Origin of the sequence: Rhodococcus sp. A14 (assembly GCF_011603105.1) — a bacterium.
Classification (GTDB): domain Bacteria; phylum Actinomycetota; class Actinomycetes; order Mycobacteriales; family Mycobacteriaceae; genus Rhodococcus_F; species Rhodococcus_F opacus.
Genome location: NZ_JAAOQS010000074.1, coordinates 30,579 through 48,479, shown reverse-complemented (window position 1 = coordinate 48,479; position 17,901 = coordinate 30,579). Strand labels below are relative to the sequence as shown.

Genomic DNA, 17,901 nt, shown 5'->3' with positions numbered 1-17,901 from the left:
GCCCTCGAGGACCCGCGGATCGCCGCTGCCGCCTTCACCGGGTCGGTCGCCGGTGGCCGTGCCCTGTTCGACATCGCCGCCGCCCGACCCAACCCGATCCCCTTCTTCGGTGAACTCGGCAGCGTCAACCCGGCCGTCGTCACCGCCGGTGCACTCGACGAGCGTGCCGAGGCGATCGCGTCCGGCTTCGTCGGTTCGTTCACCCTCGGAGCCGGACAGTTCTGCACCAAACCCGGCATCCTGCTGGTGCCCGCCGGATCGCCGGTCACCGAGCAGATCACCGCCCTCGCCCAGCAGGTGCCCGCGGCGCGGATGCTCACCGCGAAGATCGCCGAGGGTTACCACCATCGGATCGAGGAGGCCGCCGCGGCACCCGGCGTCGAGGTCCTCGTCAAGGGCACCGCCTCGACCGGCGAGAGTGGGGTACCCGAGGTCACTCCGACGCTGCTGCGCACCAGTGCCGAGCAGCTGGTCGCCCAGGCGGACACGCTGCTCGAGGAGAGTTTCGGCCCCGCCGCGATCATCGCGGAGTACGGCACCGAGGACGAGGTGAACCGAGTCCTGAACGGTGTCGACGGCACTCTGACCGTGACTGTGCACACCCGCACCGAACCGACCCCCGACGAACGCGACCAGCTCCGCAGGATCACCCGGATCGCCGCCACCCGCGCCGGTCGACTGGTGTTCAACGGCTGGCCGACGGGCGTGGCGGTCACCCCCGCCCAGCACCACGGCGGTCCCTACCCCGCCACCACCGCGGTCTCGCATACCTCGGTGGGCACCACCGCGATCCGCCGATTCCTGCGCCCGGTCACCTACCAGGACGCCCCGGAGGTGCTCCTGCCCGCACCGATTCAGGAACGCAACCCGCTCGAGATCCCCCGTACGGTCAACGCCGCCGGCGAATCGTCCACTTGGGGCCGCGCCCAGTCCTGACCATCGGCGAGCGCGCGGTATGCGCTCGATATTTCGCCACCCCCTACCGCCCCGGCGTTCACTATATGAACGCCGGGGCGGTAGAGTGGTCGTGGAAGAACGTTACCCGAAGGATATGGGTGCGCACCGACACGACAAAGGGGTGGCATGAACGAAGTACCCGAACCGACGGAGATGACGAACAAGTCGGTGACCAAAGCGGTTCGGCTGCTACGGGAGTTGGCCGCGCACCCGCGCACCGGCGCCACCGTGACCACGCTCGCGAAGGGGGTCGGGATCTCCCGGCCCACCGCGTTCCGTCTGCTCTACAGCCTCGAACGCACTGGGCTCGTGGACCGAATCGACAACAACTACATCCTCGGCTGGGAAATGGCCCGCCTCGGACGGCGCGCCGACCCCTACGCCGGCCTCGTTGCGCGCGCACAACCGCTGCTGCAGGAGTTGGCCGACAAGTTCAACGAATCGGTGACGCTGTCGGTGCCGAATTCGCACGACGGCCTGGACCTGGTCGCCGAGGCCGCCGGGTCGCACGTGGTCGGGATCATGAGCCGCATGTCATCGCACATGGTCGGCCAGCAATATCCGCTGCACGCCAGCTCCACCGGCAAGGTGCTGCTCGCCGAGATGCCGCTGGACAAGGTGCTCGCGCTGCTGCCCGAGAAGCTCGAGGCCTTTACCTCCCACACCATCACCGATCGTGCCGTTCTGCTCCGGGAACTCGCCCAGGTCCGCGAGCAGGGGTTCGGCATCATCGACAACGAACTCGAAGAGGAGCTGATTTCGCTGTCGCGGCCGGTGCGGGACTCCTCGGGCACGCTGGTGGCGATCTTGACCCTCAACAGCCCCCGCTACCGCTTCGGGCGCGACCGCATCCCCGAAGCGCTCCAGCAGATGCAGGCCATCGTCGACCGCCTCGTCGACGTGTTCTGGCAGGACTCGGCCGGCGAATAATCCCTCCTCGGGCTCCGGAACCCTGCGGCCGCAGCACCGATCTGCGGCCGGGACCCCTCCTCCGAGGTTTCGGGGATCGGCAATTCGCGTGCACGCACCGGAAGACCGGAGCCCTGGTACGGACTCCGGTTTCCGGGGCTGCGCCCCTACGTTCTCGCCATCCCGCGATCGCCCGCGAGAAGGCGAATCGGTCACGTCCGCGCGGGCTGACCGCCGCGCGGGGCCGAGGTTTCGCTGAGGTTGCGGCCCATCGTTTCCGGGGCGAGGACCTGGGAGACTGCGGCGCCGACGATGCAGATGCCGGCGGCGATGAGCATCGTGATCCCGGCGCCGAGGTTGTGCATCGACCAGGGCAGCAGGAACGTGCCCAGGCCGGCGCCGACGCGGCTGAACGCGGTCGCGAAACCGGTGCCGAGGCCCCGGATCTCGGTCGGGAAGATCTCGCCCGGGTAGACCCCGGTCAGGGCGGTGGACATGGCGTTGGCGAACGCGAAGACCAGGAAGCAGATCAGCACCACCGCGGGCGGCGCGGACGACCACAATCCGATGATCAGCAGGACCACCGCGCAGACCCACTGCTGCGGGATGGTCAGCTTCCGGCGGCCGACGCGTTCGATCAGCAGGACCGAGACCATGACACCGACCAGGGCGAGGCCGTTGACCCCGATGGCGCCGACGAGTCCGTCACCGAGACCGTAGCCCTCCAGCACGCTGGCGGCGAACGTGGCGATCGCGAAATACGGTGCCACCGCGCAGAACCAGAAGACCGAGATGAAGATCGTCGCCCGCCGGTAGGCCGGGGAGAACAGCATCCCGAAGGTGCCCTTGCGGGTGCCCTCGTTGGCGATGTCGACGACATCGGACGGGTCCTCGAGGTAAGCGTGGGCGATCTCGGTTGCCTCTTCGGTGCGGCCCTTGTTCATCAGCCAACGCGGCGATTCGGGCATACCCAACCTGGCCAGGAACAGAATCACTGCCGGAACGGTGCTCGACCCGAGCACGATCCGCCAGTCGAGGGACCACACGGTGGTCATCAGGAAGCCGGCGACGAAGGCGAACATGAAGCCGACATACCAGGCGACCTCGCAGTAGGCCAGCAGCTTGCCGCGCAACCGCCGGGGGGCGAATTCGGAGAGCAGTGGCCAGCCGACGGAGTAGTCGGCGCCGATCGCGATGCCCATCAGTAATCGGACGGCGAACAGTTGCCAGGCCGAGTCGACGAAGAACTGCATAACCGATCCGAGGATGAAGATCGCCAGGTCGATCGCGAACAGCGGCTTGCGGCCGAGTTTGTCGGCGAGCCAACCGCCGAGAGGGCCGCCGACGAAGATGCCGATGAGCGCGGAGGCGCCGATGAGCCCCTCCCAGTACAGCGACATATCCAAATCGAGGGTGATGGCACCGATGACGGTGCCGACGATGCCGAGGATGTAGCCGTCGATGAACATGCCACCGGCGATCACACCGGTCAGCTTGACCAGGAATCGCTTCTTGTCGACCGGACCTTGGTCGGCCTTCGTGCCGACGGGGCCGTCCTCATACTCTCCGACGGAATCCGTGTTGGTAATCGTCACCAGGTCACTCCTTGCTGGTGCGCGTCGACATGACAGCCGACGTGGACGGTGCGAATGCCGTCCGGGGCGGGGAAAGGCGGGGATGAAGTGTTCACGTGCGTCGGCAGAACGAAGTTCCATCACCGACACCACGTACGTTCAATAAGTGAACGTTACGATCAAAAGTGTGACATGGGCCTCACGGCCCGTCAAGACCCCATTTCACGCCACTGCGACGAACCTGCCATTTCCAGGGCAGACGCGAGGTCGAGCAGGATCCACCTCGGGCACGATCCCCAAATGGTGCACTTCGGCTGTGCAATTCGAGACGGACGCAAACGGGCGCCCCCCACGCGCCGACTGCCTGCGCGGGCCCCCGCGGCGTCCGCGCCGTGCCCCCGCCTTGACAAGCTGTGATCTACACCGCACTATCATCAACCACGCACAATGAACGAACTGTTCAAATAGTGAGGAATCCGTTGGCGGTCGCGCAGAACGTGCAACCGGCGCACGGAACGGCCGGCGGTACCGGGTCGGGCTCGTCTACGCGCTCACGGTGTCCAGACGGGTCCGGGGAATCGCGACCCGTCAGCGGCCGCGGCACATCGGTGCTCGATCAGCGGGTCGATGCGATCCCCACAACCGCGCGCACAGGTCACGCGTTCGCCGGACAATCGCGTCCCCCGTCGACGGAATCGAAACACGCAGAGCACACAATGGGAGAGTTTCAGGTGCGGTTGATCAATCTCGATGGCCGCCTACAGGTGTCGACGCGAAACGGCCTCGTCGATGTCGAGGCGGAAAGCCACGGCTACTTTTCTGCCGAACCGCAGAAGATTTACGAGCGGTGGGCGGAGTTCGTCACCTGGTACACGGGTAACCGCGACCGGGTCACCCCGACGCAATGCGGCGGAATCGACCCGGGTCGGCTCGGGGCGCCGGTGCCGGCTCCGCGCCAGGTGTTCGCCGTCGGATTGAACTATGCCGACCACGCGGCGGAATCCGGGGTGGAGCGGCCCGAGTCGCCGGTGATCTTCACGAAATTCGCCTCGGCGATCTCCGGCCCGGTCACCACGGTGTCTCTTCCCTCGGAGACGGTGGACTGGGAGGTCGAACTGGTGGTCGTGATCGGCCGGGGTGGACGCAACATCCCGGCCGATCGGGCATGGGAGTCCGTCGCGGGGTTGTCCATCGGACAGGATCTGTCCGACCGCGGCCGGCAGTTGGCCGGACCGGTTCCGCAGTTCAGCCTGGCCAAGTCGCATCGCGGGTTCGCCCCGATCGGACCGGCGCTGGTGACGATCGACGAATTCGACGATCCGAACGATCTCACGCTCGAGGCCGGCATCAACGGCGAACTCGTCCAGTTCGGACGCACTGCACAGATGATCTTCCCGGTTCCGGCGTTGATCGAGCACTTGTCGCACACCCTCGAGCTCTACCCCGGCGACGTGGTGTTCACCGGCACGCCTGCCGGTGTGGGGGTGGGCCGGACACCGCAGCGGTTCTTGGGCCCCGGTGACGTGCTGCGTAGTCGCATCACCGATATCGGCGAACTCGTCCAGACCTTCACCTCCAGCGAACCGGTCGCCGCGCTGGTGTGAGGGTGCGCCGGGCGGCGCACTCTCACAGACCGCGGAGCTCTCGCAGGCCGAACGCCACAGTCAGAGCAGCACATCCCAAGAAATGCCGAAGGAGCCAACCTTGTTGCCGGAAGACATGACCGCAGTTCTCCTGACCGGCCACGGAGGACTCGACAAGCTCGAGTACCGCACCGACGTTGCTGTTCCCCAACCCGATCGGGGCGAGGTGTTGATCGAAGTCGCTGCCGCCGGGATCAACAACACGACGACGAGTTCTACGGACGAACCCCGTCGACCGCACCGACGCCCCCCTCGAAGGGAAGCCTGCGGCTGGTCCACGACCACATTGTCCACGACCACATCATGCAGGCCGACCAAGGCTGCGACTTCGACTTCATGCTGGCCGACGGGGCCGCGCAAGACCTGGCTCCCCGTTCCATCCCAGCCGGCTGGCACGGAGGAGGGTGGCAATGCGGTCACCGACGGTCCCCAATAGATCCATCGAATGGAGTGCAACAGAATGACTTCGACCTCGCCTTCGCTCGGCGCTTGGTTGACGCTCGACTCCGTCTTCGCTGCCGAACTTATGGTTCGAGCAGGATTCGACTGGGCCGTCATCGATTTGCAGCACGGCGCAATCGGAACAGGCTCCGTCGTGCCCTTGCTCTCAGCCGTGCAGGGTGCCGGCGTTGAGGCCTGGGTACGTACGCAGGCGACGAACTACGCGCAAGCCAACTGGGCACTCGACATGGGGGCCGACGTCGTCGTCGTGCCGCAGATCGGGTCGGCCGCCCAAGCACGCGAGGCAGTGAGTTACTGCCGCTACGCCCCCAAAGGTCATCGCTCGTGGGGCCCGGTTCGGGCGGCACTGCGCCCAGCCTCGGCACCCCCTCAACGGGTCTACCTGATGATCGAGGACACGAACGGCCTGGCCGAAGCTGACGACATCTGCGCAACGGCCGGACTCGACGGGATCCTCATCGGTACGGCAGACCTCACGCTGTCCCTCGCCGGTACCGCCGCGGATGTTCTGGGGGGAACTACCTTCGATGCCGTTCGCAGAATCGCCGAGGCATGCACTCGTCACGGACTAGATGTCGCTGCCTACGGGGGAAGCCAGGAGATGGTCGCGTCCTGCGCCGAAAATGGAATCCGGACCGTAGCTCTCGCCGCGGACTACGAATTGCTTCATGAAGGAGCGCAGGCGGCCTTGAAGCTGGCCCGCGGCACAAATGCTGCACAAGGTGCCCGCTTCTGACATCTGTTCGCCGATGTCACTCGTCTCGCCAAGGGGCGGCGTGCTGCCAAGGACGATGCGGACGGTGAGCTGGTCACGGCCTAGCTCGACCAGTCAGAGGCTCTCACTTCTGAACGAACATTGTGGTGGAGATCGTTGCCCCCGCGTCTTAGCGCGGGGTGGAAGATTCACGCCGAGTGGGTCCCAAAGCACCCGCCGCGCATGGTCACATACCGAACGTTTCGGTTGAAGGTGTGACATAGGCTCCTTGGTCATCAAGGCCACCTCGGGCCAAGCCTCATCAGCCACCACCACGGAGGCCGGACGCGCCCCCAGGCAGGCCGGCGCCACCACGATGCCTGGCGCGCCGCGACAACACCCGAGTCCTCGCGCAATCCTGCACCCGCAGCAGCCTGAGCGGCAAAAGCGTCGCCACCAGCACCATGGCAGCCGAGACGACTGGCGAGCGAAGATTCACGACCGTGCGGTGCAGATGGATTCGAGCACATAGTTCCCGCACTCGGGCGGTCACGGACCGGCGTGGGCGCCGACGCACAGATGTTGGACCGGTCACCGTTGCACGCTTGACAGAGTGTGACCCAGGACGCAATACTGATACCAGTTTGAACAGTTCGTTCACATTATGAACGTAATTGAGTCGCATTCGCTCTGACCTGACTGTCGTCAGCGAAATGACCCGAAGAGGAGCCACCATGCTCACTGTCACCATCGACCAGGCGCACTACCGCACCGTGATGGGCCACCTGCCCACCGGCGTCGTCGCCCTCTCCGGCATCACCCCCGACGCCGAATACCCGTGCGGCCTGGTGGTCGGCACCTTCCAGTCCCTGTCCCTGGACCCGCCGCTGGTCAGCTTCAGCGTCGCCCACACCTCCACCAGCTGGCCCAAGGTCCGCGCCGCCGGACGACTGTGCGCCAGCGTCCTCGCCGCCGGCCAGGAATCGGTCTGCCGCGCACTTTCGAGCAAGCAGCCCAACAAGTTCGCCGACATCGACTGGTCCCTCTCTGAGGCTGGATCACCCCGGATCAATGGGGCCCACGCCTTCGTCGACTGCGAGGTCACCCACGAACTCGACGGCGGCGACCACGTCATCGTCATCGCCCGGGTCCTGCAGATGGACACCGGACACGGCGAACCCCTCGTCTTCCACCAGGGCCGACTCGGCGGAATCCGGGAACTCACCGCCGCCTGACCCACACTCACAACCTGGGCATGACCTCAGCTGGGTCGAAAAGGATTCGGCGCGAGCAGATTTAAACGATTGGGAAAACCGAGTAGACGTGAGTTGCATCCCGCCTGAGATGGGATGCGCCGAAGAAATCGGGGTGCCATGAGCGAGCCGAAGGCGACCACACTGATCGCGGTGAAGACCAGCGAGCCGGCGGAGATCGCCAACAAGTCGGTGACCAAGGCGGTTCGCCTGCTGCGCGAGCTTGCTTCCCGACCCAAGACCGGTGCAACGGTGAGCACCCTCGCCAAAGCGGTCGGGATCTCCCGTCCTACAGCGTTCCGTCTGCTCTACAGCCTCGAGCGGACCGGCATGGTGGACCGCATCGACAACAACTACATCCTCGGCTCGGAAATGTCCCGACTCGGACGGCACGCCGACCCCTATGCCGGTCTGGCCGCCCGGGCTCAGCCACTACTGCGGGAGCTGGCCGACCAGTTCAACGAAACGGTGACGTTGTCGGTGCCGAATGCGAAGGACGGGCTCGACCTCATCGCCGAGGCCGCCGGTTCACACGTCGTGGGCACCACATCCCGGATCTCCCATCACATGATCGGCAAACAGTATCCGCTCCACGCCAGCTCCAGCGGCAAGGTCCTGTTGGCCGAGTGGCCGATCAAGAAGATCGCCGGTCGGCTGCCCGAAAAGCTCGACGCGTACACCGCGCACACCATCACCGACCGCGCAGCGTTGCTGGCCGAACTCGACCAGATCCGCGAAAATGGCTATGGGCTTATCGACAACGAATTCGAGGAAGAACTGATCTCCCTTTCTCGTCCCGTCCGGGATTCGTCGGGGAATCTGGTGGCGATCTTGACGCTCAACGGACCCCGGTACCGGTTCGGCCCCGACCGCATTCCCGAAGGCCTTCACCAAATGCAGCAGCTCGTCGAGCGTCTCGTCGATGTCTTCTGGCAGGATTCGACAATCGCTTGACCGGTACCGCGACAGATATGCCCCTGACGCAGCACGTCAATCATCACGAAACGGGAACGTACTGAACGGGATACATGCAATGCTCGAGACCGACAACACCAATTACCTGCTCACCTTCGCTCGAAAGTGGCGCCACCGGGGTGGCGGATCCGGGGAGGACATTCTCGTCGAATTCGGACTCTCCCAGCGCGAGTACTTCCGGAAACTGCTGTCGCTACTCGACCAGCGAATCGGCGCTGCCGCGGATCTCCCGTTGCCGATCCGGCAGCAGCTCACCCAAATCTGCCATCTACGTCTCCGTGATCGACGCGCTCAACGAGGTCAGGATCGCACAATCTGAGGGACCGCGGTTACAACAGCACAACCACTCGGAAGTATCGGGAATCGCGACGGAAGGTCGGTGTGGTGACGCCGTACCGCTCGATGAACTCGTGTTGTTCGACGAACCGAAGGTCACCGGACGTGCCGGGCGTCGAGTACTGCCGATTCGGCATGCGCCACGTGCCCGTGTCGGGTACGTCCCACATCTGCACGGTGTCGGGCAACGGTTTCCAGCCGTGGTCGGTGTGCAGTTCGAGGTTCGCGACGACCTCGATCGTCGCGACCACTCCGCTCGCGGACAGTACTGGCTGAGGGGAGAACCCCGGGTACCTGTCGACGTAGAAGACTCCTCGGCCGACACCGTTCGGCCGAATCTCGACCTCCTCTGCCAGCGATCGGAGCTCGGCGGGAAGCTGCTGCTCGTCGAGCCATGAGAGAGCGGTGGTCACGGTGTCACCCGGGTGCCAGACAGAGTCCAGGGAGACAGGCTCGTCGTCGACGAAGACCGTGAGCGTCTGGGGTGAGACATGTTCAGGCGTGCGTCGTGGTCGATCGTCGAGCATCGTCAGACCCCGCGCAGTAGGCGGACCGATGTGCGAAGCCATCGGGTGCGGGGTTACCTTGCAGCAGACGATACGCGCCCTGCCGTATCGGTTCGAGCGCCGCTACCGCACTGAACGCGGCAGCGGCGCCGGCGGAGGGCCGGGCCCGATCGGTGCGAATCAGTACGGCAACGACGAGCAGCTGGGGTGGTCGACGACGGCCTGACCCTCGCAGAGCATCGCCTTCTCGTCGTCGTCGAAACGGTCGCGCCGATCGCGGTCGCGGGCATCGCGGTCCGACTGCGAGACCACTGCGACATCGGTCCCCGACGAGGCGGGCATGGCGTGCGCGATTCCGGCGGCGCCGGTGACAGAGAAAGCAACCGCGGCGAACATCAGGCCGGCGCGAATGGCGGTGTGGCGAAACATGCGGAGTCCTTGGTGGTGTGTGGTCGAGTATTCCTTGGCCACAACAACACTGCCGTCCGGACGTGCGGTTCGACAGACACCCTAGGGTGCGTGTTGCCCACCCCTGTGCAAACGCCGGGAACGCGTCTGGGCTGGAGTGGTGCCGTCGCGAACGTCGATGACCAAGGCCTGTTCGGTGGGTCCTGCCCGCCGCAAACAAAACCGTTGATACCAGTATCACAGAATTCTATTACCGCCCCGCCAACATGTTGTTTCATGATCTTTGGGAGCGTCCATCGTCATGAATCGGAGCACCCATGAATTCCACAGTCAGCGCACCCGGCTGGCAGAAGTCCGTCTTCGACGTTCTGCGTGAAGGAGATGTCAAGCAGATCGCGTACGTACCGGACGCCGGCCACTCGTACGCGATCCAGGCAGCAATTGCCGACCCCGGCATCGAAGACGTCGTGCTGACCACCGAGGAAGAGGGCGTCGGCGTTGTCAGCGGCGCCTGGCTCGGCGGGCAGCGCGCGGTCCTGCTCATGCAGAGCAGCGGAGTCGGTAACTGCGTCAACATGTTCTCCCTGCTGGAGATGTGCAAGTTTCCGTTCCTCGCTCTCGTGACCATGCGTGGTGAGTACGCCGAGTTCAACCCGTGGCAGATCCCCATGGGTTCGACCACGCAGCAGGCCCTCGAACTCATGGGCATCACAGTTTTCCGGGTCGACGACCCCGATCAGGTCGGCGAGGTCGTCTCCGCCGCCTTCGATCAGGCATTTCTCGCTGGTGAGCGCGTCGCCGTGCTCTTGGGCCAGCGGCTCATCGGACGCAAGAAGTGGGAGCGCAAGTGAACGCACACAACTCGACCATCGGAACCCTCGCCGGCGAACGCCTCGACCGACGCGAGTTCGTCGCGAAGCTGCTCGACCGAGCGCCGGAGGCACTGGTCGTCACCGGTCTCGGCTCCCCGTCCTATGACGTGTTCGCCGCCGGGGAGCGCGACCGCAACTTCTATTTGTGGGGCGCCATGGGCGCCGCCGTACCCACCGGCCTGGGCCTCGCGCTCGCTCGTCCGGACGAGTCGGTGGTCGTCATCACCGGTGACGGGGAACAGCTCATGGGAATCGGTGCGCTCGGATCGGTCGCGGTCAAGGCCCCGAAGAACCTCACCATCGTCGTCCTCGACAACGGGCACTTCGGCGAAACGGGCATGCAGCGCAGCCATTCCAGTCTCGGAGCCGATTTGGCCGGCATCGCGTCGTCGTTCGGCATTGCCCGCACCGAACGGGTCCGCGACATCGCCGACGTCGACCATGTCGCACAGATCGTCACCGCCCGGGAAGGTACGACCTTCGTCCAGGTGTTCATCGAGCAGACCGAACCACCACGCGCCCTTCCGCCCCGGGACGGCACGGCGGTGAAGAACAAGTTCCGCGCCGCACTCGGCCTCGACACGTTCTGATGGCCGACACCGAAGCGAGAGAGGGCACTGTCATGCAGAAATACCTGCTCCACATCGACGGTCAGCAGCGCCCGTCCGCCGACGATTCCTACTTCGAGACCGACAACCCCTTCTCCGGCTTGCCGTGGGCGCAGATCGCGCGCGGGCAGGCCGAGGACGTCGAGGACGCCGTTGCTGCCGCGCACCGTGCCATGACCACCGGGCCGTGGGCGACCATGAGTCCCAGCGCCCGCGGTTGCGTCCTGCAGCGCGTCGCCGACGCGCTCGAGGAGAACGCCGAACTCCTCGCCCGCATCGAGGTCCGCGACAACGGCAAGCTCTACAGCGAAATGCTCGGCCAGTGCCGGTATCTCGCGCAGTGGTACCGGTACTACGGTGGTCTCGCCGATAAGATCGAAGGCCGCGTCGTTCCCGTCGACAAGCCGGGATACTTCACCTACACCCGGCGCGAGCCGATCGGGGTCGTCGGAATCGTCACCCCGTGGAACTCGCCGCTGCTGCTGCTCACCTGGAAGCTGGCACCCGCGTTGGCCGCTGGTTGTTCGGTGGTCGTCAAGCCCTCCGAATACACCTCCGCCTCCACCCTCGAATTCGTTCGTATCCTCGAGCAGGCGGGCCTGCCTGCCGGAGTGGTCAACGTGGTCTCCGGCTTCGGGCCGGACGTGGGCGGCCCGCTGGTCGAGCACCCACTGGTGCGCAAGGTCGGCTTCACCGGCTCGGACGCGACCGGGCGGCACATCGGTGCTGCGGCGGCGCGCGGCCTCAAGCGGGTTTCGCTCGAACTCGGCGGCAAGTCACCGAACATCGTCTTTGCCGACGCCGATCTCGACGCCGCGGTCAACGGCGCGGTGTCCGGAATTTTCGCCGCGACCGGTCAGACCTGCATCGCCGGAAGCCGGCTTCTGGTGCAGCGTTCCGTGCACGACGAGGTCGTCGCCAAGCTGGTCGCGCTTGCCTCTACCGCGCGGATCGGCGATCCGATGTCCCCCGACACCCAGGTGGGGCCGATCACGACTCGGGACCAGCACAAGAAGGTCCTCGAGTACATCGACATCGCCACTGCCGAGGGCGCACAACTCGCGCTCGGTGGCGGCGTGGCCACGGATACCGGAACCGATGGGTGGTTCGTACAGCCGACAGTGTTCACCGGGGTGAGCAATCAATCCCGGCTGGCCCAAGAGGAAGTCTTCGGCCCGGTGCTGGCGGTGATCCCGTTCGACACCGAAGACGAGGCGATCACCATCGCCAACGACTCGAAGTACGGTCTCGGTGCCGGGGTCTGGACCACCGATCTGCCCCGCGCGTTCCGCATGGCGGAGGCGATCGAGTCCGGGACGGTCTGGGTCAACACCTACCGCGCGGTCAGCTTCATGCTGCCGTTCGGCGGGGTGAAGGACTCCGGTATCGGCCGGGAAAACGGTGCCGAGGCAATCGACGAGTACCTCGAGACCAAGAGCGTGTGGATCAACACCGGGGCACCGACCGGAAACCCGTTCGTCCTGCGCTGACCGCGACGCACGCACGTCGCCACCTACCTCACCCCCGTTCCAGGCAATGCCGAAACGAAACTGCCGGCCGCCTCGTTGCCGGGTCACACCCGGCTCCGACGCGAACAGCGTGCACGTTTCCGGAGGTCGAGTACGAGGCGGTGTCGTATGGCCCTACCCGATGCCATGTGCGACGCGCGCCTGGCCGGAAGTGAAGGAAATGACGAACGCCACTGTGACGAGACTCGAAACCGTGCCGACGGCGTCGATCTCCGATGCCCTCGACGCCCTGGGGCACCCGGGTTCCCTCCACGGCATCGGTCCGCTCGCCTCCGGCGTCCGGGTGTCGGGGCGGGCGTTCACAGTTCGCTACGAACCGGTAACCGACGAGCCCGGAACAGTGGGCGACTTCCTCGACGACGTCGAACCGGGATCCGTGATCATCATCGACAACCAGGGCCGCACCGACTGCACGGTGTGGGGAGGCATCATGACGCAGATCGCGGCCGCCCGCGGAATCGGTGGAACCGTGATCAACGGGACCTGCCGGGACACCGACACTTCCCTCGAACAGGACTATCCGATCTGGAGTACGGCACGGTTCATGCGGACCGGCAAGGACCGCGTCCGGCTTGCCGAGGTGCAGGGCGAGGTGGTGATCGACGGAGTCACTATCCGCCCGGGTGATTACATCACCGCGGACTCCGACGGCGTTGTCGCAGTCGCCGCCGGAATCGTCGACGAGGTGCTCGACCTCGCCGAACGGGTCGAGCAGGTCGAGGCCGACATCGTCGCCGCGGCCCGTGACGGAAGTACCCTCCGCGAAGCGCGACAGCGCTTTTCGTACCACACACTGCAGAGGAAGCAGGCATGAGCGACCAGGCCCGCGGTCACGCCACCGCCACCATCTACGAAGCATCCAAGATGACCATCGCACTCGACCCGGCGATCCGGCCCGCGTGGACCGGCGCGCGGGTCGCGGGTCCGGCGTACACGGTGCAGGGTGCGGGCGGTGACAATCTGGCGCTGCACAGCGCGGTCGCCGCTGCCCCGGCGGGGCATGTTCTGGTCGCCGATCTCGGCGGCGCCCTTCACGGGCACTGGGGTGAGGTGCTCGCCGTCGCAGCCCAGCAGCGTGGGCTGCTGGGGTTGATCATCGATGGTGGCGTCCGTGACACCGTCGAACTCGCCGGCATCGACTTTCCCGTCTTCTCGCGCGGCATCTCCATCGTCGGCACCCGCAAGGGCTACCGGGGTGGTCTCGGTGTGCCGATCACCGTCGGTGGAATTCGAATAGCAACTGGTGATCTCGTCGTCGGAGATGCGGACGGGGTCGTGGCGATACCGCACGAACACGTCACCGACGTTCTCGAACGCTCGGACGCGCGAGTGGCCGACGAAAAGCGCGTCTTCGACGAGTTGCGCGTCGGCAAGACCACGCTCGAGCTGTACAACTTCGCCGCCATCCCCTAGCCGCGCCACTCGGAGACCGCCGGCACACTCCGCACCCGTCGCATCATGCCGAAGGAATAGGCACAATGTCCTCGCTCTCCGACTGGTCGCAGCGTTGCAGCCCCGAAGCGATCTCTGGGATTGGCAACTGCACGCACGCTGCCGGTTCCTCGGATCGCAGATCTTCTTCCACCGTGACGGGGGAGACGCGAGCGGAACGGATTCGCCGGGAAAGGCGGCGTAACAGATCTGCGATGGGTGCCCAGGACAAAGCGATTGCCGAGCCCACGCCTTCGGAGTGGGAAAGCGCTATGGAGTATGGGGCGGGACCTCCGAAGCAGACCGGCGTTCTACCGACGCATCCCGATCTCTGGTGAAACCGGCAGGCCACGAAAGGAGGAAGATGACGATCTCACTCGCACATCCCGTTCCTGTTGTTTCACCCATGTTCTGGGTGTTCGGATCCGCCAGCCTATTGCTGCGCCTATGGTTGCTCGCCCCGGCTGGTGTGCGAGGTCAGTTCTGCGGGTGTCCACGCGGGCCAGGTGGCTTCGCCGACGAGGTGTCCGTCGGTGAACTGGGCGACGATGCGCGGGCCGGTGCTCGCGCTGTTGTCGTACACGCTCGCGTGATCGCAACGCGCGAACGCCTGAGCGAGCAGACCCCACAATTGACGAGCATCGCGAGGCGATCCGCGATTTCCTGGGTCAGATCAATCCCGAGACCGGTTACATCGGCGACTGAGACTCCGCCGCGAGGCACAGTGGTCCTTGGAATAAGGCGGCCTGTCCAACGCGAGAAGGCAGCGCCCAGGTTTGATCACTGGCGCAATAGGTGAACACAACGGGGCCTAATGGGTGAACACCCCCCTCGGTGTCCTATGGAACTAGGCCGCTTGTATCCAAGGTGTCGAGAATGAAGTGGTGAAAGCCTTCGGCGACCGAGGAGGTGAGGGGTCGATCGGCCCGGATCATGCCGATCGTTCGCCAAGCATCGCGATCGCGGAGTTCTACCAGCACGGTCCCCTCGGGAGGGTCGGCAGCCGCAGATGGAGCAGGAACAACTCCTACGCCCACTCCGGCCGCGATCATGGCGCGCATCGTGCCGACCTCGGTGACCGAGAACGCGATTCGCGGGGCGAAGCCGGCAGCTCGGGCGAGACGGTCGGTGAGTTGGCGCAGCCCGTACTCCGGCGTGAGCGCCACGAAATCGTCCTCGGCGACCTCGGCGAAACTCACCGTCTTGCGGCGGGCCAGCCGGTGACGGACAGGGACGAGCAAGCGAACCGGTTCGGTGGCCACTGGTGTCCACACCAGGTCGTCGACGGAGGGCTCGGGTGCCACGAATCCGAGATCGGACCGACCCGCCCGCACATCATCGACAACCGAATCGGCTGCGGCGCCGCGTAGTTCGAATCTCACCTTGGGATGTTCGGCGCGATACCTGCTGATCAGTTCCGGCACGAGCCACTCGCCGAGGCTGTGCAGGAAGCAGAGGGAGACGGTGCCCTCGTTCGGATCCGCAAGGGTGCTGATCCGGTTGTGTGCGGAATCGACTTCGCTCAATGCGCGTAACGCATGTGCGCGGAGAATCTCGCCGTACCGGTTGAGATGGAGCCGATTGTGCCGCCGGTCGAACAAGCGCACCCCGAACCCCGTCTCCAGCCGGGCTATGGCCCGCGACAACGTCGGTTGCGTGACATGCATCTCCACGGCGACAGCGGTGATGTTCTCCGATTCGGTGAGGGCGACGAACCATCGTAACTCCTGCAAGTTCACTGCCTGAGCTTATACGCGGAACGTATGAGGGTCGGCGGATATCGGCATTTCACAAACCCACGCAGGGGCGCGACAGTGAAAGGGCACTGACTCGACTGACCCGGCAAGGAGAATGACGTGAGTACCGAGCGTTCGGATTTTGCTTCCCACCCTGTGCATCGGCCCTTGGAGGGTGTCGTGGTGGTCTCGCTCGAACAGGCGATCGCGGCACCGTTCGCGACCCGGCAACTCGCCGACCTCGGTGCGCGGGTAATCAAGATCGAACGTCCCGGCGTCGGAGATCTCGCACGCGGATACGACCGAACGGTTCAGGGGATGGCGAGTCACTTCGTGTGGACGAACCGCGGGAAGGAGAGCATCGAGCTCGACGTTCGCTCCGACGACGGCAACCGGATCCTGCACCAGCTCGTCGACCGCGCCGACGTCCTCGTCCAGAACCTGGCACCCGGCGCGGCGGGGCGCCTCGGCATCGGGGCCGAGCGCTTGCGGGAAACCCACCCGCGCCTGATCACGTGCGATATCTCCGGATATGGCCGCGGCGGTCCCTACGAGGCACGCAAGGCCTACGACCTGCTGATTCAGTGCGAAGCCGGACTGGTGTCGATCACCGGATCCGAGGACGAGCCCTCGAAGGTCGGTCTGTCCATCGCGGACATCTGCGCCGGCATGTACGCCTACTCGGGGATCCTCACCGCCTTGCTCGATCGTGGGCGGACCGGCCACGGCGCCAACCTCGAGATCTCCATGCTCGAGGCTCTCGGCGAGTGGATGGGGTATGCCGACTACTACGCCCGATACGGCGGATCGGCGCCGAAGCGGACGGGAGCGAGCCACGCGACCATCGCACCGTACGGACCGTTCACTGCGGCGGACGGGGAGGTCGTCAACCTGGGTTTGCAGAACGAACGCGAATGGGTCGTGTTCTGCCGTGTCGTGTTGCGGGCGCCGGAGCTGATCGACGATCCGCGGTTCGTCACCAACGCCGACCGGGTCGCGCACCGCGCCGACCTCGACGGCGTCATCGCCGACGTTGCCGCAGGCCTGTCCGGCGCTGACCTCGTCGGCAGGTTGGAAGCGGCGAAGATCGCGTATGCCCGGCAGCGCACGATGGACGAGTTCGCAGAGCACCCGCAGCTCGCGGCACGCTCCCGGTGGGCACAATTCGATTCCCCCGTCGGACGGCTCGAAGGACTACTGCCCCCGGTGACGGTGATTGGCGTCGAACACGAGATGCGCCCCGTACCCGGTCTGGGGGAACACACCGACAGCATCCTGACGTGGCTCGACGAGTACGCAGCGGTCGGGTCCTGACACTCCTCTTCCCTCCGCCGTCGGCCGAGTCGCGCCGTCGGTGACGAACTAGCGAAGGAGAATTACCGTGAACAGCAGTGAAATCCAGGTCGAGCAGTCGGCGCCACCGGTCACCGGCTGGCCCGGCCGCTACTTCGAAGACTTCGAAATCGGAGACGTATACCGGCACCCACTCGGCCGCACGGTGCTGCCGGTCGACAACTCGTGGATGACGCTTCTCACCCAGAACACCGCGCCGATCCACTTCGATGCGCACTACTCGAGTCAGACGACGTGGGGTAAGCCACTCGTGGACTCCACCTTCACCCTTGCCCTCGTCACCGGGCAGAGCGTCAGTGACATCTCCCAGCACGTGCACGCCAACCTCGGCTGGGACCGAGTGCGCCTGCCGAATCCGGTATTCGAGGGCGACACCATCTACTCCCAATCGGAGGTCCTCACCAAACGAGAGTCTGCATCCCACAGGGACATCGGCATCGTCACCGTGCGCACCATCGGGTACAACCAGGACGGCACCATCGTCATCACCTTCGAACGGACCCTCATGGTGTATCGCAAGGGGCACGGACCGCGCACGGCAGGCGTCGACCCCAGGTGGGACGACCGGTCACGCCGCGCAGCCGGCATCGAGTAGTTGATCGAAGCGCCGCGCAGGCTCAGCCCGCGCGGCAACGATCTAAGGTACACATATCGT

The 17,901-nt window shown here is 65.5% G+C and carries 19 protein-coding genes and 1 pseudogene; 15 read left to right on the top strand and 5 right to left on the bottom strand.

Annotated features, from left to right (window positions below; genetic code table 11):
• Together G9373_RS30640 and G9373_RS30635 are read left to right on the top strand one after the other, a co-directional pair.
• A partial coding sequence (locus G9373_RS30640) for an aldehyde dehydrogenase family protein (protein ID WP_167118411.1) occupies positions 1–936 on the top strand: 936 nt, incomplete at its 5' end.
• 147 nt (positions 937–1,083) lie between these two features.
• Complete coding sequence (locus tag G9373_RS30635) at positions 1,084–1,887, top strand: IclR family transcriptional regulator (protein WP_167118406.1); 804 nt, start codon at positions 1,084–1,086, stop codon at positions 1,885–1,887.
• 191 nt (positions 1,888–2,078) lie between these two features.
• Here the strand turns inward: G9373_RS30635 and G9373_RS30630 are convergent, their stop codons facing one another.
• Entirely contained in the window at positions 2,079–3,461 is a 1,383-nt protein-coding gene (locus G9373_RS30630) for an MFS transporter (protein WP_167118402.1), read from the bottom strand.
• Positions 3,462–4,156: 695 nt separating this feature from the next.
• Between G9373_RS30630 and G9373_RS30625 the strand changes: the two genes are divergently transcribed.
• The 5 genes from G9373_RS30625 to G9373_RS30605 all read left to right on the top strand — a co-directional run bounded on the left by G9373_RS30625 (position 4,157) and on the right by G9373_RS30605 (position 8,786).
• The gene (locus G9373_RS30625; RefSeq protein ID WP_005567989.1) at positions 4,157–5,044 is read left to right on the top strand and encodes a fumarylacetoacetate hydrolase family protein; all 888 of its coding nucleotides are present in this window, start codon (positions 4,157–4,159) and stop codon (positions 5,042–5,044) included.
• Positions 5,045–5,543: 499 nt separating this feature from the next.
• On the top strand, positions 5,544–6,281 hold the full coding sequence (locus G9373_RS30620; protein WP_043790379.1) for an aldolase/citrate lyase family protein: 738 nt from the start codon (positions 5,544–5,546) through the stop codon (positions 6,279–6,281).
• A 692-nt stretch (positions 6,282–6,973) separates the two neighbouring features.
• The gene (locus tag G9373_RS30615; RefSeq protein ID WP_005254705.1) at positions 6,974–7,474 is read left to right on the top strand and encodes a flavin reductase family protein; all 501 of its coding nucleotides are present in this window, start codon (positions 6,974–6,976) and stop codon (positions 7,472–7,474) included.
• Positions 7,475–7,612: 138 nt separating this feature from the next.
• The gene (locus G9373_RS30610) at positions 7,613–8,446 is read left to right on the top strand and encodes an IclR family transcriptional regulator (RefSeq protein WP_005567992.1); all 834 of its coding nucleotides are present in this window, start codon (positions 7,613–7,615) and stop codon (positions 8,444–8,446) included.
• Between the two features lie 79 nt (positions 8,447–8,525).
• Positions 8,526–8,786, top strand: a complete 261-nt coding sequence (locus G9373_RS30605) for a DUF3263 domain-containing protein (RefSeq protein WP_005567994.1) — start codon at positions 8,526–8,528, stop codon at positions 8,784–8,786.
• Positions 8,787–8,796: 10 nt separating this feature from the next.
• On the opposite strand, the gene G9373_RS30600 is transcribed toward G9373_RS30605, so the two are convergent.
• Both G9373_RS30600 and G9373_RS30595 read right to left on the bottom strand, forming a co-directional pair.
• The gene (locus G9373_RS30600) at positions 8,797–9,372 is read right to left on the bottom strand and encodes a hypothetical protein (RefSeq protein WP_167118399.1); all 576 of its coding nucleotides are present in this window, start codon (positions 9,370–9,372) and stop codon (positions 8,797–8,799) included.
• A 117-nt stretch (positions 9,373–9,489) separates the two neighbouring features.
• Positions 9,490–9,738, bottom strand: a complete 249-nt coding sequence (locus G9373_RS30595) for a hypothetical protein (RefSeq protein WP_167118396.1) — start codon at positions 9,736–9,738, stop codon at positions 9,490–9,492.
• Positions 9,739–10,034: 296 nt separating this feature from the next.
• On the opposite strand from G9373_RS30595, the gene G9373_RS30590 reads away from it, so the two are divergent.
• The 6 genes and pseudogenes from G9373_RS30590 to G9373_RS48310 form a co-directional block, all read left to right on the top strand.
• Entirely contained in the window at positions 10,035–10,568 is a 534-nt protein-coding gene (locus tag G9373_RS30590) for a thiamine pyrophosphate-binding protein (RefSeq protein ID WP_054247449.1), read from the top strand.
• Positions 10,565–11,179 carry a thiamine pyrophosphate-dependent enzyme gene (locus tag G9373_RS30585; RefSeq protein ID WP_133985646.1) on the top strand — a complete coding sequence of 205 codons (615 nt, stop codon included), beginning with the start codon at positions 10,565–10,567 and terminating at the stop codon, positions 11,177–11,179. Before G9373_RS30590 ends, G9373_RS30585 begins: the two co-directional genes overlap by 4 nt.
• Before the next feature lie 32 nt (positions 11,180–11,211).
• Positions 11,212–12,687 (top strand): aldehyde dehydrogenase, encoded by a 1,476-nt coding sequence (locus G9373_RS30580; RefSeq protein ID WP_133985645.1) that lies wholly within the window; start codon positions 11,212–11,214, stop codon positions 12,685–12,687.
• 199 nt (positions 12,688–12,886) lie between these two features.
• Positions 12,887–13,540, top strand: a complete 654-nt coding sequence (locus G9373_RS30575; protein ID WP_120660162.1) for an RraA family protein — start codon at positions 12,887–12,889, stop codon at positions 13,538–13,540.
• Positions 13,537–14,139: an RraA family protein gene (locus G9373_RS30570; RefSeq protein WP_167118394.1), complete on the top strand. Its 603-nt coding sequence runs from the start codon at positions 13,537–13,539 to the stop codon at positions 14,137–14,139. Before G9373_RS30575 ends, G9373_RS30570 begins: the two co-directional genes overlap by 4 nt.
• A gap of 226 nt (positions 14,140–14,365) precedes the next feature.
• A pseudogene (locus tag G9373_RS48310) lies at positions 14,366–14,455 on the top strand (WhiB family transcriptional regulator); the annotation flags it as partial.
• Positions 14,456–14,602: 147 nt separating this feature from the next.
• Here the strand turns inward: G9373_RS48310 and G9373_RS48305 are convergent.
• On the bottom strand, positions 14,603–14,740 hold the full coding sequence (locus G9373_RS48305; protein WP_240482902.1) for a hypothetical protein: 138 nt from the start codon (positions 14,738–14,740) through the stop codon (positions 14,603–14,605).
• A 256-nt stretch (positions 14,741–14,996) separates the two neighbouring features.
• On the bottom strand, positions 14,997–15,896 hold the full coding sequence (locus tag G9373_RS30555) for a LysR family transcriptional regulator (protein WP_054247445.1): 900 nt from the start codon (positions 15,894–15,896) through the stop codon (positions 14,997–14,999).
• A gap of 117 nt (positions 15,897–16,013) precedes the next feature.
• Here G9373_RS30555 and G9373_RS30550 point away from each other — a divergent pair, with 117 nt between their 5' ends.
• Positions 16,014–17,207, top strand: a complete 1,194-nt coding sequence (locus G9373_RS30550; RefSeq protein WP_346842867.1) for a CaiB/BaiF CoA-transferase family protein — start codon at positions 16,014–16,016, stop codon at positions 17,205–17,207.
• 67 nt (positions 17,208–17,274) lie between these two features.
• Entirely contained in the window at positions 17,275–17,841 is a 567-nt protein-coding gene (locus G9373_RS30545; protein ID WP_082359798.1) for a MaoC family dehydratase, read from the top strand.
• The last annotated feature ends 60 nt before the right edge of the window (positions 17,842–17,901 follow it).

Coding starts and splice junctions, on each gene's coding strand:
- G9373_RS30635 (WP_167118406.1), top strand. CDS start 1,084: ATGAACGAAGTACCCGAACCGACGGAGATGACGAACAAGTCGGTGACC.
- G9373_RS30625 (WP_005567989.1), top strand. CDS start 4,157: ATGGGAGAGTTTCAGGTGCGGTTGATCAATCTCGATGGCCGCCTACAG.
- G9373_RS30620 (WP_043790379.1), top strand. CDS start 5,544: ATGACTTCGACCTCGCCTTCGCTCGGCGCTTGGTTGACGCTCGACTCC.
- G9373_RS30615 (WP_005254705.1), top strand. CDS start 6,974: ATGCTCACTGTCACCATCGACCAGGCGCACTACCGCACCGTGATGGGC.
- G9373_RS30610 (WP_005567992.1), top strand. CDS start 7,613: ATGAGCGAGCCGAAGGCGACCACACTGATCGCGGTGAAGACCAGCGAG.
- G9373_RS30605 (WP_005567994.1), top strand. CDS start 8,526: ATGCTCGAGACCGACAACACCAATTACCTGCTCACCTTCGCTCGAAAG.
- G9373_RS30600 (WP_167118399.1), bottom strand. CDS start 9,372: ATGGCTTCGCACATCGGTCCGCCTACTGCGCGGGGTCTGACGATGCTC.
- G9373_RS30595 (WP_167118396.1), bottom strand. CDS start 9,738: ATGTTTCGCCACACCGCCATTCGCGCCGGCCTGATGTTCGCCGCGGTT.
- G9373_RS30590 (WP_054247449.1), top strand. CDS start 10,035: ATGAATTCCACAGTCAGCGCACCCGGCTGGCAGAAGTCCGTCTTCGAC.
- G9373_RS30580 (WP_133985645.1), top strand. CDS start 11,212: ATGCAGAAATACCTGCTCCACATCGACGGTCAGCAGCGCCCGTCCGCC.
- G9373_RS30575 (WP_120660162.1), top strand. CDS start 12,887: ATGACGAACGCCACTGTGACGAGACTCGAAACCGTGCCGACGGCGTCG.
- G9373_RS30570 (WP_167118394.1), top strand. CDS start 13,537: ATGAGCGACCAGGCCCGCGGTCACGCCACCGCCACCATCTACGAAGCA.